Genomic DNA, 14,136 nt, shown 5'->3' on the forward strand with positions numbered 1-14,136 from the left:
GCCGCGTGCCCGCACGGCAGGCAACCGCACGGGCCGGACCGTCGCGCAAGCGGCCGTCCGGCCCGTGTTTTCATGCGGCTGGCATCAGAACGTGATCGTCGTGCGCACGCCGACCACCGTTTCGTCGCCGATGCGCGCGCCGGCCGCGTTCGGGTTCGGGATGCCGCCGCCCGGACGGAAGAAGTGCTGCAGGTCGGCCTGCACCTGCCACCACGGCGCGACCTGGTACTGGTAGGTCGCTTCGACGACCGTCTCCGCGCGGCGCACCGGATAGCCGGGCGTCGTGTACGCGCCGGTGTCGCCGTCGAGGCCGCGCGCATGCGAGCCGATCTTCGCGTAGCCGACCGCGATGCCGGCGACGTCGTTGTCGCGTCCGGCGAACGGCGCCTTCAGCGTCACGCCGGCGTTGGCCGCGAAATCGACGAGATTGCGGTTGCCCGGCGAGCCCATCACGCGTGCGAACACGCCGATCGAGCGCGGGCTGTCGGCGGCCGGCCGCCACACCATCTGATCCGCGACCGCATAGAAGCCGTAGTTGCCGCGATGCGTGGCCGGTGTGCCGTTGCTTGCCGGATCGGCGAGCGACAACCCGTCGGTGCCGTAGCGCGGATCGTTCGCGTGCTGCGAGTGATACCAGAAGCCGAGCTTGTACGTGCCGGGCAGGCCGGCCGGCTGCGGCGCCTTCGGATCGGCGGGCGGCGCGTTCAGCGCGTACTGCACTTCGCCGATCACGAATGCGCCGCTGCGCAGGTTGAAGTTGGTGCCGTGCGCGTTCAGCACCTGCGCGTCGCCGTCGCTGCGGCCGGCCGGGTTGCCGTCGAACACGCCGACCATCGCGGTCCACGCGTCGGCCGGCTTCACGCGCAGCCGCACGCCGAGCGACGACAGCGGATACGCGGGGCCGCCGGACGGCAGGTCGGTGGACGGCAGCACGGGCCAGCCGAACGTCGCGTTCATGAACGTCGCCGCGTTCTCGCTCACCATGAATTCCTGGTCGACGCTCTGCTGGCCGACTTTCACGTCGACCTTGCCGTCGAGCAGCGACTGCTGGTACCAGAGTTCCCACAGGCGCGTGGTCGAATTGGCCTCGATGCCGGTCGCGGTCTGCATCGTCTGCAGGTAGCGCTGCGTGAGGCTGGTGCCGTGGATCTGCAGCCCCGACACGTTGAATGTGCCGCCCGGCAGGCCGATCGCCTTGCCGGTGTCGACGTTGAAGCCGAATTGCGTGAGCCCCTGGTACGCGCCGCCGCGACCCGTGCCGCCGGACGTGTTGTACAGGTACTCGCTGGTTTCCTGCAGGCTCAGCGTGACGCCATGCTCGTCGAGCACGTCACGCAGGCCGCCCATGTTGCCGAGCAGATTCGAGCGTTCCCACAAGCCGGTGGGAGCGGGCGCGGCAGCATCGGCGGCCTGTTGTGCGGGGGCGGCGGCATCGCTCGCGCCGGCCGCCGGTTCGGTTGTGACGGGAGACGTCGCTTGCGCGAATGCGGGCGCGGCGGCGAACGACAGTAGCAGCGCGGCGAGCGCATCGACGCGACGCTTGCGCGGGACGGGGGCGAGAGGGTTCTTCATTTCGATTCCGTTGGCAGTTTGATTAGTTAGGCTGAAGAAACGGGAACGGGATGCGGGACGCATGGCGAGACGGCCCGCACGGACGGAGAGGGCTTACGGCAGCCAGCCGCCGACGCGCCACGCCTGCGCGAAGCCGACGTGTGGCGCGACCGAGCACAGCAGCGCGACGAGCGCGACCGCGGCCGCCGTCGCGGCGATCAGCACGCAATCGAGCGGGCGGGGCGCCGCCGGCACATGGGCGAGGGCCAGGCCGCGCCAGTGGCTGAATGCCCGGGCGAACGGCGAGCGGCCGGAAAACGAGCGGTTGCACGTGACGTGCACGATGCGCTTGAGTCTGACCGCGAACGATTGAAAGAGCATGACGCTGCCTCCGTTCCGTCCGGCGAACGCCGGACGACGTGATCGAGCGCGGGCGCGTGACGCGGCCTGCGATCGGAGGATGGAACATGACGGAGCGTGCGACTGACGAACCGGCGATGGCCGGCCCGGGTGGAGGCGCGCTAACCCGACGAGTGCGAGCTAGCGGCAAAAGACATGCGTCTGGCTGCTATCTCGCGATGGCTTGGCCGGCCTGGACCGGCATCGAACTGCAACTAGAGCATGTGTCCACGGAGGGACTCCCGTAATGAATTGGGGCGGATTGTAGTCGCGACTTTTGCTGCGGCGCAAGTAGAAAACGCACGAAAGATGCGCTGCGTGGTGTGTGCGTCGCAGCGGAGCGGGGCCGCCACACGGCCACCCGGCGATGGTGCAAAGGAGGCGCAGCAGGGGGCCGGGCCGTTGCTCGCACGCATCGGCGCGGGGTTGCGTCATGACGGCGCTGAAAGGTTACGGAACGTTATTTCAAGGGCAAATCTTTCAGTCGCGTCAGGCGGGAAATTTATTTCGAAAAATGGGGTTTCAAGGGGTTGACTTCACTTTCGCGCGGTCCATAGAATCCGCCATCTTCACTCTTGGGGCCGCCGCCTTGGACGCCTGCAGTAGTCGATCTTCGAACGAAATTTCCGCCTGAGCGACCGACGTCCGCGCCTCATCGAAGCCGCCGTTTGTCTCCCGGGCAAACGGTGCGCGCAGCAGTATTCCGCAGCAACTCCCTACGTGCACCCTGATTCGCGCCGGTTAGCGTGATGCGTTTTCGCATGCGTTGCCCGGTTTCACCGCCGCCTGGCAGGCGGCCGCGTTCGCGCATCCGTTCTCCGGGCGTGCGAATGCCGGCCCGCACGCTGGACGGCGGTCAACCGTGTTCCCCGGAACACCGCACAGGAGCCGCCATGAACGACAGTGACAGTTGTCCCTTATGCCCGTTGCATACGCAGACCCTTTTGAACCCGGGTCGCGGGGACAATCCGGCCGACTAGCCTGACACGTCGTTCAGGCCCCGGACTGGCCCGCGCCCACCACGCGGCCGGCACGCCTGCCGTCGCCGCACGGAGCCAGACCATGAACTTCGGCCTTCTGCTGTCGACCCTTCCGCACGTCACGGAATCGCGCCACCACTACGACACGATGCTGACGCTCGACGCCCGTCCGCGGGTGTTCTCCCGCCTGCTGAACCAGCTGAAATCGTTGATCCGCTGAAAAGAAACGCCGAGCGCGCCTCGGCATGCGCACGCGCGGCTGCCTGCGGGCAAGCGCCGCGTGCGCATTCCAAGGTCACACGTTTATCGAATAACCCTTAGCCGTACGGAACACATCATGTCCACGCCCTCCAACGTCTCTCCACCGATCGCGGTCGATCGCGGCGCCGTGCTCGACGAAGCCCACCTGGGCGACATCCGCGGTGCGCTCGGCACGATCGCCCACCACGACACCGGCGCGCGCGGCACGTGGTGGGCGCGCCTGCGCACGCTGCTCGCGATCATCGGCCCGGGCCTGATCGTGATGGTCGGCGACAACGACGCCGGTGCATTCGGCACCTATACGCAGGCCGGCCAGAACTACGGTACGACGCTGCTGTGGACGTTGCTGCTGCTCGTGCCCGTGCTGTACGTGAACCAGGAAATGGTGCTGCGCCTCGGCGCGGTCACGGGCGTCGGCCATGCGCGCCTGATCTTCGAACGCTTCGGCAAGTTCTGGGGCGCGTTCAGCGTGATCGACCTGTTCCTGCTCAACGCACTGACCATCGTCACCGAGTTCATCGGTATCACGTTCGTGCTGGATTTCTTCGGATTGCCGAAGGTGGCCGGCGTGTGCGTGGCGGCCGCGCTGACGATGGCCGCGGTCAGTACCGGCGATTTCCGGCGCTTCGAGCGGTTCGCGATCGGGCTGTGCGTGCTGAGCTTGCTGCTGGTGCCGGTGCTCGTGTCGATCCACCCGCCCGTCGCGCAGATGACGCGCGATTTCTTCGTGCCGAACTGGCCCGCGCACGCGAAGCTGTCGGACGTGATGCTGCTCGTGATCGGCATCGTCGGCACGACGGTCGCGCCGTGGCAACTGTTCTTCCAGCAGAGCTACGTGATCGACAAGCGCATCACGCCGCGCTTCATGAAATATGAAAAGGCCGACTTGTGGATCGGCATCGCGTTCGTGCTGGTGGGTGCGGTCGCGATGATCGGCTTCAGCTCGGCGTTGTTCGGCGGCCATCCGGAAGCCGGCAACTTCACCGACGCGGGCGGCATCATCGCGGGCCTCGAGAGGTATGCGGGCCGCACGAGCGCGACGCTGTTCGCGGTCGCGCTGCTCGACGCGTGCATCATCGGCGCGGCGGCCGTGTCGCTGTCGACCGCGTACGCGATCGGCGACGTGTTCAAGATCCGCCACTCGCTGCACCGCGGCGTGACCGACGCGAAGGGCTTCTATCTCGTCTACTTCGGCATCGTCGCGGCCGCGGCCACGCTCGTGCTGATCCCGGGCAGCCCGCTCGGCCTGCTGACCGAAGCCGTGCAGACGCTGGCCGGCGTGCTGCTGCCGAGCGCGACGGTGTTCCTGCTCGTGCTGTGCAACGACCGCCAGGTGCTTGGGCCCTGGGTCAACTCGACGAAGTTCAACGTGTTCACGGGCGCGGTGATCTGGGTGCTGGTGCTGCTTTCGATCATCCTGACCGCATCGGTGATGTATCCGGATATCAGCGGCGAAGCGATCGTCGACGTGCTGGTGGGCGGCACCGTGCTCGCCATCGCGGGCTATCTCGCGACGGTGCTGATTCGCCGCAACAAACGCGTCGTCGAGCCGGCCGTCGATCGTTCGCTGCGCGACACGTGGCGCATGCCGCCGCTCGACACGCTCGAGCCGCAGAACATGACGCTCGCGACGCGGATCTGGATGGCCGTGCTGCGCGGCTATCTGGTGATCGCGGTCGGCCTCGTGATCGTGAAGGTCGTTCAGATGACGCTGCTGAAGTAACGCAGCCCGTCTGTCAGGAGGCGGCGCCGGACCCGGCGCCGCGCCGCAACCCATGCATGCCGGCCCGCGAGGCCGGCATGCGCGTTTACGTGCCCGGTTTCAGGAAACGGCGCCCGTGCTCAGATCAGCTCGAGCTTCGACGTCAGGTACGTGAGCTGGATCCGGTTCGCGACGCCGAAGCGCTTGCGCAGCTTGCGCAGGTGATAGTCGACGTTGTGCGCGCTGGTGTCGAGGCGCCGGCCGATTTCCTTGTCGGACGCGCCTTCGGCGATGCCGAGCAGCAGCTCCTGCTCGAACGGCGTGAGCCCGTTCACCGTGCGCTCGCGCGACGTCGCGATCAGTTGCGGCGACGCGAACTTGTGGACCGACAGCCCGATCGACAGCGCCTGCTCGATCGTCGCCGGCGTGATCCATTCGCGCGTGCGGCGCGGTGCGGTGAAGCTCATGAACGCGTGCAGCCGCGTGCCGGGCACGGCCATCGAATACATGATGCCGCTGCACATCCCGTCGTCCTGCATCGTCTGCAGGAAGCCGTCGAGCGCGGCCGGGCTCACGCGTGGCGCGTCGTCGCGCTCGCGGTGTTCGCGGCGCAATTGCTGCAGGTCCCACACGATCGGCATGTTGCACACGCGCGCGCCGAGCGTGCGCGGATCGACGTCGTGATGGTTGTGCCGCACGTAGTCGCCGCGATAGGTGGCCGGCGTGAACGCTTCGTGCAGGTAAAGACTTTCGACGCGCTCTCGCGAGAATTCGAGCGCGAAGTACGCGAACGTCGAGAAGCCCGTCAGATGCAGCAGGCTCGTGACGATCCGGTTGCGCTCGGCCGTGCTCTGCGCATGCGCGAGCGTATCGGCGACGCCGAGCTTCGGCGCGTGCGGCTGCGCGTCGTCGCCGCGTTTCACGTCGTCGCACCAGACGACCTGCACGGTGCGCTCGCGCAGCGCGTCCGCGCCTGCGTTCAATCCGCGCGACGAGCGCGGCATGGTGGTTGGGGCGACCGCTTCTTCATGCAATGCAATATCGGACATGAGCCATCCCTCGGAATCGACGCGCATCGCCTGCGGCGGCCGTATCGTGTACGGCATTCGCGGCGGTGCGACCGAGCATCGTTGTGATATGCGCCGATCGTCATCCCTGACGAAACGCGGGGGCATTGTACAAAAATGCCGGTGTGCGCGTAATATGCCGTAATACTAATGTCGGCGAAAGGTTCATGTTCGCACGCATATAACGACGACCAGAAAATCATAAAGAAAAGACCAGATCGTGACGGGGCGCAGTTTCACATATTGGGAAAGGGCGGGCTCCTCATGACATATGCTGACGGCGCACCACGCGTCGAGTGGTTCTCACAATCCGATATAGCGGCCGCTGCCGCTTATTCGAACGAATATCACGCAATCGAGCGTGACGTTTTTACCGGTATTCAAATAACAGCAGGTAAAAGCGACCTTGCGTCATTCGACTTCGCGCAATGCCATGCGCGATTGCGACAAATCGGATTTAGTACGCTCGGTTACGGCGCCTACGAAATGATCGGGCGGCGCATTCTGCGCGCGCATCTGCTGCGCGACCTCGCGCCGGCGACGTTCATGCAGCCGTTCATCGAAGGGATGCTGTATGAAAGCGACCCGCGCTTCGCGCAGGTGCGGCAGAGCGGCTTCCCGGTCGCGTGGCGGCTTGACGAGATCGAGGCGGCCGCGCAGGGCAGCGGCGACCGCAAGGTGCTGGCGCTCGCCGGCCATCTGCGCGCGCATGCGATGAACAGCGGTGTGATCTTCAGCCTGTCGGCGCCGCGCCTCGACCTGCGCGTCGCGGTGAACCTGACGTCGGAAACGCACGGCACCGACTGGATCGACGATCGCGTGATCGGCGGCGCGCTGTCGGTCAGTCTTGCCGTGCATCGCGTCGCGCTGCCGTTCCTCGAGGCGCGTGTCGCGCGCATGCGCGGCTTCGCGCTCGCCGACGAGCAGCAGCAGGTGCTCGACCGGCTCGTGCACGGGCTGTCCGACCAGGAGATCGCGAGCGCGCTGCGGACGTCGCTGCACAAGGTCGGGCACCATATCCGCTCGCTCGAAAAGCACTTCAACGTGCAGAACCGCGCACAGCTCGCGTACCTCGCCGCGCGGCGGCTGCCGTCCTGACCGACCCCTGCCGGAGGCGCGCGCCGGCCGCCCGGCGCGCGATGGAAGCGGTTCCGGCGGCGCGTGCCCGAACCGGCCGCCGGGTTTCGTAGTCCGATTCGATCGTCTGAGGAAAACGCGCTTTCACGCTACGAGGCGCGCTTCTTTTTCCGCCGTTTCCCGTCGCTACACTCGTCCCATTCAACGGTCCGCGCAGCACGGGGAAGGGTTGCCCGTGCCAGCCGGCGATAACGACAGGACAACGGCACGATGGCTGAACCGAAGGCGCTTCCCCGCGACTGGCAGCGGTTGTTTTCCGCCGGCCGCGGCGTGTCCGGACGGCGCCTCGGGGGCGCCTCGCCGCGCGCCGACCTGTTTCTCGCGACCTTCATCGTCGCGGTCGTCGCGCTGTTCATCCTGCCGCTGCCGCAGGCCGCGCTCGACGGGATGATCTCGCTGAATCTCGCGGCGAGCGTCGTGCTGCTGACGGTGTCGACCTACGTGCCGTCGGCGGTCAGCTTCTCGTCGTTTCCCGCGCTGCTGCTGTTCACGACGCTGTTCCGGCTCGCGCTGAACATCGCGTCGTGCAAGCTGATCCTGCTGCATGCGAACGCCGGCCACGTGATCGACGCGTTCGGGCGGCTGGTGGTCGGCAACAACGTGGTGGTGGGCGGCGTGGTGTTCCTCGTGATCGCGGTCGTGCAGTTCATCGTGATCGCGAAAGGGTCGGAGCGGGTGGCCGAAGTCGGCGCGCGCTTCTCGCTCGACGCGATGCCGGGCAAGCAGATGAGCATCGACGCCGACCTGCGCGCGGGCATTATCAGCGCCGACGAAGCGCGCGAGCGCCGCGAGAAGCTCGAGCAGGAATCGCAGATGCACGGCGCGATGGACGGCGCGATGAAGTTCGTGAAGGGCGACGCGATCGCGGGCCTCGTGATCGCGTTCATCAACATCGTCGCGGGGATCGCGGTCGGCACGCTGATGCACGGGATGGACATCGGCGAGGCGCTGCAGCGTTACGCGATCCTGACGGTCGGCGACGGGATGGCGTCGCAGATTCCGTCGCTGCTCGTGTCGATCGCGGCCGGCATCGTGACGACGCGCGTCGCGACGCGCGATGCGCGGCAGCGCCAGCTCGGCGAACAGCTCGGCGAGCAACTGGGCGCGCATCCGCGCGCGCTGCTGATCGCGGCGTTCGTGCTGACCGGTTTTCTCGTCGTGCCCGGTTTTCCGAAATGGTCGTTCGCGCTGATCGCGTTCGGCCTCGGCGCCTTCGCGGTCTCGCAGCTCAAGCGCAAGACGTCCGCGCCGAGCTTCAACCTGATTCATGTCGCCGGGCGCGTCGGCGCGGCCGACGACGGCGAGCCCGCGAAGGTGTCGCACGCGGCGGGCGTCACGTCGCTGATCGCGGTATCGCTGTCCGACGACCTGCGCACGAGCCTGAACCTCGCGCAACTGCAGGCGGCGCTGTCGAGCGCGAAGGCGCGCGTCGATGCGGACATCGGCACGGTGTTTCCGCGCATCACGCTGAACGACGACGAGGGCGCGGCGGCCGGCACGTACCGGATCTACCTGCAGGACGTGCTCGTCGCGCACGGCGCGCTGAAGCCGGGCTGGCTGCTGTGGGACGGCGTCGCGCCGCTGCCCGAGCGCGCGGAGCGCCAGCCGGCCGAGGCGTTCGGCCCGTTCTCGACCGCGCTGTGGATCAAGCCGGACGGCGCGGCGCCGGACGGCAAGTGGCTGTCGAGCGAGAGCGCGCTTGCCGCGCACGTCGAGCAGATCGTGCGCCAGCATGCGGACGAGCTGCTCGGCATCCAGGAGACGCAGGCGCTCGTGCATCTGGTGCGCCGCGATCATCCGGAGCTCGTCGGCGAACTGACGCGGCTCGTGCCGCTGCAGCGCGTGACCGAAGTGCTGCGGCGGCTGCTCGCCGAACAGGTGCCGATCCGCAACCTGCGCGTAATCTTCGAGAGCCTGATCACGTGGGCGCCGAACGAGCCCGACGACGTGATCGCGCTGGTCGAACTCGTGCGCGTCGACCTGCGCCGGATGATCACCGACCGTCACGCGGGCACGGCGCGCCAGCTGCGGGTCGTGCTGTTCGAGCAGAACCTGCAGGAGCGGATCGAGAGCGCGGTGATGCGCACCAAGCAGGGCAATTTCCTCGCGCTGTCGAGCGCGGTCAAGCAGGACATCGGCGAGCAGGTGCGCGCGATCGTGCAGGCGGCGCAGGCGGCCGGCCCCGGCGGCCACGGCAACGCGCAGGGCGCCGCGCGGCTCGCGGTGATGGTCGCGCTCGGCGCGCGCCGCTACGTGAAGACGATCCTGCAGCCGGTGCTGCCCGAACTCGCGGTGCTGTCGTACCAGGAAGTCGAGGAGGACGTGCAGTTGCATACGGTCGGCTGGGTGAAGAACCCGCCGGACGACGGCACGGTCGGCGCGGGCGCCGACGTGCGCGCGCCGGGCGCCATGCAATGACGAGCTCGACGATCCTCGACCTGACGCGCCAGGCGCTGATGCTCGTGCTGCTGCTGTCGCTGCCGATCGTGCTGATCGCGACCGTCACGGGCCTCGTCGTCGCGATCCTGCAGGCCGTCACGCAGGTGCAGGACGCCAATATCGGCATCGCGGTGCGGCTGATCGCCGTGATGGTCGCGCTCGTCCTGCTGTCGGGCTGGCTCGGCGGCGAAGTGCTGCGCTTCGCGCAGCAGGCGCTGGAACGCATGTTCGTTTCTTCCACAGGAGTCCTTTGATGCGTCGACGCGTCGCCTCGATCCGGTTTCAACCGCGCAGCCTGCAACGGGCCGCGCTTGCCGTGTGCGCGACCGCGCTGCTCACGGCGTCGCTGTGCATGGCGCCCGCGCAGCCTGCGCGCGCCGCGGACCTGCGCTGGCGCAACAAGCCGTTCACGATCGTCGCGAACGGCAAGAAGATCGGCGACTTCATCCGCGAGCTTGCGTCGTCGCAGGGCGTGACGGCGGTGGTCGACCCGAAGGTCGACGGCGTGATCAGCGGCCGCTTCTCCGGCACGCCGCAGCAGACGCTCGACACGATCTGCTCGACCTACGGGCTCACGTGGTACTACGACGGCTCGTTCCTGTACGTCGATCCGGCCGACCAGTCGCAGACGCAGATGATCCCGATCCCGCCGAACGCATCCGGCGAAATCGGCCGCGCGCTGCAGGCGATGCAGATTCCGGACAAGCGCTACACGCTGGTGATCAACGACCGCGCGAACAGCGTGTACGTGGCCGGCCCGCGTCGCTATGTCGAACTCGTGCGGCAGGCGGTCGGCTCGGTCGGCGATCCGGCGGCGAACGGCGCGCATGCGGATATCCGCGCGTTCCGGCTGAAATACGGCTGGGCGTCGGACTTCACGATCAACCGCTCGGGCAAGGAAGTGACGGTGCCGGGCGTCGCGACGATCCTGCGCAAGCTGTTCGGCAAGGGCGGCGGCACGACCGCGGCGCCGTCGAGCACGCCGCTCGGGCAGGCCGCGCGTCAGGTGAAGCTCGGCTCGGGGCTGACGATCGCGGTGCCGCGGCTCGACTTTCCCGACATCTCCGGCGGCCCGCGGCAGGGCGGTTATGGCGGGGCGGACGGCAGCACGGGCGGCGGGTTCTCGCCGTTCTCGAACAACGGCGGCGACACGCTGCCGCAGATCGTCGCCGATCCGGCGATCAATGCCGTGATCGTGCGCGACCTGCCGGAGAACATGTATCGCTACCAGTCGCTGATCGGCCAGCTCGACGAGCGGCCGCGCATCGTCGAGATCAACGTGACGATCATCGACATCAACGAGGATTCGCTCGACAGCCTCGGGATCGACTGGCGCCTGCACACGACGCACGGCGACGTGCAGATCGGCAACGGCCAGAACGCGCTGAACGGCAACACGCAGTACAACGGCGTCGGCAACCCGCCGCTGACGTTCGGCATCGGCACGTCGGAAACCGGGCAGACGGGCACCTTCATGCCGACCGGCATCGCGCTGACCGCGTCGATCGGCGGGTCGCTGCGCAACTACCTGCTCACGCGCGTGAACGCGCTCGCCCAGAAGGGCCAGGCGCAACTGCGATCGAAGCCGAAGGTGCTCGCGCTCGACAACACCGAGGCGATCCTCGAGAACCTCACGCAGTTCTACGTGCAGGTGCCGGGCTACCAGGATTCGTCGCTGTACAGCGTGACGACCGGCACGAGCATCAAGGTGACGCCGATGATCGTCGACGAGGCGATCCGCAACGCGGCGGCCGTGTCCGGCAACCCGCAGAGCGTGATGATGTCGATCGACATCCAGGACGGCAACATCGTGCCGGGGCAGGCCGTGTCGAACGTGCCGGTGATCCAGCAGCGCAACATCGTCACCAAGACGATGATCGACGAAGGCAAGAGCCTGCTGATCGCCGGGTTCAACGACGACGAGGTGCGGCTGAACAAGAGCGGCGTGCCCTGGCTGTCCGACATCCCGCTGATCGGCAACCTGTTCAAGTACACCGACAAGTCGGGCAACCACATGGAGCGGTTCTACCTGCTGACGCCGCGCGTCGTGACGAGCGCGTCGATGTACGCGCCGGACGGCGCGCCCGTGAACCCGGGCGCCGACGGTCCGGCGAGCCAGGAAGGGATGTCGATGTATCGCCCGCCGGACAACGACGTCGCGGTGCCGCTGACACCGAAGCCGCTGCCCGGCACGAAGTTCGGTCCGCCCGCGTTGCCGCCGCCGCAGGGTGCCGCGTCGCAGCCGGCGACGACCGCAGGAGTGGTCACGCATGTCGACGAGCATCATTGATTCGCACGGCGAAGGCGCATTGCCCGGCGGCGCGGGAGGCGCAGGGGCCGGCGCGGCCGCGCTCGCGTCGCCGTGGAACCTGTGCTTCCTGAGCGGGCCGATGTACGGCCGCACGATGTCGCTCGCGCGCGGCGCGAACTGGGTCGGCACGGCGGCCGACTGCGAAGTGATCCTGCCCGATCGCGAGATCGGCGCGAAACAGGTGTGCCTGCAGGTCGGCGCGCTCGCGGTGACGGTGCAGAACCACGGCGGCGACACCGGCGCGCCGGTGCTGTTCAACGACGCGCCGCTCGGCAGCGGGCGCCGCTCGCTGACGCCGAACGACGTCGTGACGGTCGGCTCGATCCGGCTCGGCATCGCGCGGCATGCGCAGGCGAGTGTCGCGGTGCCCGACGAAACCGATGCGCCGGACGCCGCGCGCGAAGCCGCGTGGCTCGGCTGGCTCACCGGCGGGCTGCGCCGCCTCGGCAGCCGGCGGCTCGTGATCGCGCTGGTCGCGCTGTGGGTAGGCGTGCTGCTCGGCGCGCTCGGCTACGGCTTTGTCGCGTGGTCGGGGCGGCTGCCGTGGCAGCACGAATCGGTGCTCGCGCGCACGCACCGGCTGCAGCAACTGCTGCACGCGTATCCGGAGCTGGCCGTCGCGCCGCGCGACGACGGCGTGATCGTGTCGGGCTACGTGAGCGACCCGGCCGCGCGCGAGCGCGTCGCGCAGATCGTCGCGGGCGTCGACAACGCGGCGCTCGGCAACATCTATGTGGTCAGCGATCTGGTCGCGACCGCGCAGACCTATTTCAGCGATACGGCGCTGACGGTCACGTATCTCGGCCGCGGCCGGATCGAGCTGACGGGCACGGCCGCGCGCGCGCAGATCGAGCCGCGCATCCGCAACTACATGAAGGACGCCCGCCCGGCGCTCGAGGTGGTCGATCACGTGCGCGATGCCGATGCGGCCGCGCCGCGCACGGCGACGACGCTCGGCGGCACGGCCGGCATTCCGGAGATCACGACCGTGTTCGCCGGCGACGGCGACCAGCGCTACATCGAGACGGTCGACGGCAGCCGCTATTTCGAAGGCGCGCGGCTCAAGGAGGGCGCGACCGTCGTGTCGATCGGGCCGGACGAAGTGGTGTTCGAACGCAACGGCCAGCGCATCACGATGCCGCTCGGCGGCCCGTCGGCGCGTGCGCCCGAGCAGGCGCCGGCGCCGCCCGTGGCGCCGCTCGCGAGCGGCGCGGCCGCGGGCGTCGCGCAGCCGGTGCCGGGGCCGACGCTGTTGCCGGGCGAGCCGGCGGCCGGTGTATCGACGAAGGAGGCGGCGCATTAGCGTCGCGACGGATCAGGCGCAGCGCGTTTCGCGATGCGCGCATTACGCGACACGTCGCCGGCAGGCGGCGCGTCACGTCATCGGCGGGGCATGGGGCTGCCGCCGGCAACGCAAGTGAACTTCACGTAAAGGAGCGAATCATGCCGGGTCCCACGGGTAGTGCAACCGACACGAAGCAGGTCCAGCAGCAGGCCGACGACCTGACCAAGACGCAGCTCGAACTGACGAAGATCAACTTCCAGGTTCAGCAATCGACTGCGACGTTCGAAACCAGCAACGCAGTGACCGCGCAGGAAGGGACGGCGAACGCCCAGGTTGCGCAACACCTGAGTTCCGCCGGCCGCGCGTGACGCCGGTCGCCGGCCGTGCCGCGCGACGCCGAGTGCCGGGGCCGCCCATGACGGGCGCCCGGCGTGGCGTATGTGCGTGCCGGCCGGCCCGTTCCCGGCTCTGCCGGTCAAGGAGGACACGATCATGTCGGTAACAGGCGTAGGCGCGGCGCCGCCGGGCGCAGCTGCGCTCGCGAGTGCCGCGCAGCAAACGGGCGCGACGTCCGATCCGGCGCAGGTGCGCCAGTTCGATGCGCTGATGCAGCCGGGCGCGTCGGCGGCCGCCCCGCCGTCTTCGTCGGGCGTCGCGATGTCGCGCGCGCCGGCGGATGCGGCGCCGGCCGTGCAGATGACGCCCGCGCAGGCGAACCAGTCGTCGCTCGTCGAGCGGTTGCGCACGTACGGCAACGATCTCGATTCGCGGTACGCGAACATCGACAAGCACCGCAGCGAGATGCTGACGTCGATGGCGGACAGCCGCAGCGACCCGCTGATGACGATGGTGAAGGCGATGGATTTCCAGTGGACGGCAACCACCACGATTTCGGAATACCAGTTGAGCCTGTCGGTTGCGCAGGCGGCGAACGGCTTCACGCATACCGTGTTGAAGACGCAGGAGTGATAGTGCGCGTGGGCCGGATATGGCCTCACGCGCCC

12 protein-coding genes are annotated in these 14,136 nt (G+C 68.3%); 9 read left to right on the forward strand and 3 right to left on the reverse strand.

The window, feature by feature from the left end; genetic code table 11:
- Window positions 1-84: 84 nt before the first annotated feature.
- Window positions 85-1,572 (reverse strand): carbohydrate porin, encoded by a 1,488-nt coding sequence (locus tag HWX03_RS18130; RefSeq protein WP_175872105.1) that lies wholly within the window; start codon window positions 1,570-1,572, stop codon window positions 85-87.
- 93 nt (window positions 1,573-1,665) lie between these two features.
- Window positions 1,666-1,932: a hypothetical protein gene (locus tag HWX03_RS18135; protein ID WP_175872106.1), complete on the reverse strand. Its 267-nt coding sequence runs from the start codon at window positions 1,930-1,932 to the stop codon at window positions 1,666-1,668.
- Between the two features lie 1,080 nt (window positions 1,933-3,012).
- Between HWX03_RS18135 and HWX03_RS18140 the strand changes: the two genes are divergently transcribed.
- Window positions 3,013-3,150, forward strand: coding sequence for a hypothetical protein (locus HWX03_RS18140; RefSeq protein ID WP_174388375.1), 138 nt, complete (start codon window positions 3,013-3,015; stop codon window positions 3,148-3,150).
- A gap of 117 nt (window positions 3,151-3,267) precedes the next feature.
- Complete coding sequence (locus HWX03_RS18145; RefSeq protein WP_175872107.1) at window positions 3,268-4,914, forward strand: NRAMP family divalent metal transporter; 1,647 nt, start codon at window positions 3,268-3,270, stop codon at window positions 4,912-4,914.
- Between the two features lie 119 nt (window positions 4,915-5,033).
- Here the strand turns inward: HWX03_RS18145 and HWX03_RS18150 are convergent, their stop codons facing one another.
- Window positions 5,034-5,942, reverse strand: a complete 909-nt coding sequence (locus HWX03_RS18150) for a LuxR family transcriptional regulator (RefSeq protein ID WP_175872108.1) — start codon at window positions 5,940-5,942, stop codon at window positions 5,034-5,036.
- Window positions 5,943-6,224: 282 nt separating this feature from the next.
- Here HWX03_RS18150 and HWX03_RS18155 point away from each other — a divergent pair, with 282 nt between their 5' ends.
- The 7 genes from HWX03_RS18155 to HWX03_RS18185 all read left to right on the forward strand — a co-directional run bounded on the left by HWX03_RS18155 (window position 6,225) and on the right by HWX03_RS18185 (window position 14,101).
- Window positions 6,225-7,058: an autoinducer binding domain-containing protein gene (locus HWX03_RS18155; protein WP_175872109.1), complete on the forward strand. Its 834-nt coding sequence runs from the start codon at window positions 6,225-6,227 to the stop codon at window positions 7,056-7,058.
- A gap of 249 nt (window positions 7,059-7,307) precedes the next feature.
- Window positions 7,308-9,515 (forward strand): type III secretion system export apparatus subunit SctV, encoded by a 2,208-nt coding sequence (sctV, locus tag HWX03_RS18160; protein WP_175872110.1) that lies wholly within the window; start codon window positions 7,308-7,310, stop codon window positions 9,513-9,515.
- Window positions 9,512-9,790: a type III secretion system export apparatus subunit SctS gene (sctS, locus tag HWX03_RS18165; RefSeq protein ID WP_006480854.1), complete on the forward strand. Its 279-nt coding sequence runs from the start codon at window positions 9,512-9,514 to the stop codon at window positions 9,788-9,790. The genes sctV and sctS overlap by 4 nt, the downstream gene beginning before the upstream one ends.
- Window positions 9,790-11,826 (forward strand): type III secretion system outer membrane ring subunit SctC, encoded by a 2,037-nt coding sequence (gene sctC / locus HWX03_RS18170; protein ID WP_175872111.1) that lies wholly within the window; start codon window positions 9,790-9,792, stop codon window positions 11,824-11,826. The genes sctS and sctC overlap by 1 nt, the downstream gene beginning before the upstream one ends.
- Window positions 11,807-13,150, forward strand: coding sequence for a type III secretion system inner membrane ring subunit SctD (gene sctD, locus HWX03_RS18175; RefSeq protein WP_175872112.1), 1,344 nt, complete (start codon window positions 11,807-11,809; stop codon window positions 13,148-13,150). Before sctC ends, sctD begins: the two co-directional genes overlap by 20 nt.
- Before the next feature lie 140 nt (window positions 13,151-13,290).
- Complete coding sequence (locus tag HWX03_RS18180) at window positions 13,291-13,500, forward strand: hypothetical protein (protein WP_174388383.1); 210 nt, start codon at window positions 13,291-13,293, stop codon at window positions 13,498-13,500.
- A gap of 124 nt (window positions 13,501-13,624) precedes the next feature.
- Window positions 13,625-14,101, forward strand: coding sequence for a hypothetical protein (locus HWX03_RS18185; RefSeq protein WP_174388384.1), 477 nt, complete (start codon window positions 13,625-13,627; stop codon window positions 14,099-14,101).
- Window positions 14,102-14,136: the final 35 nt, after the last annotated feature.

This window comes from Burkholderia sp. BCC0397 (assembly GCF_902832865.1).
In the GTDB taxonomy this organism is placed as follows: Bacteria; Pseudomonadota; Gammaproteobacteria; order Burkholderiales; family Burkholderiaceae; genus Burkholderia.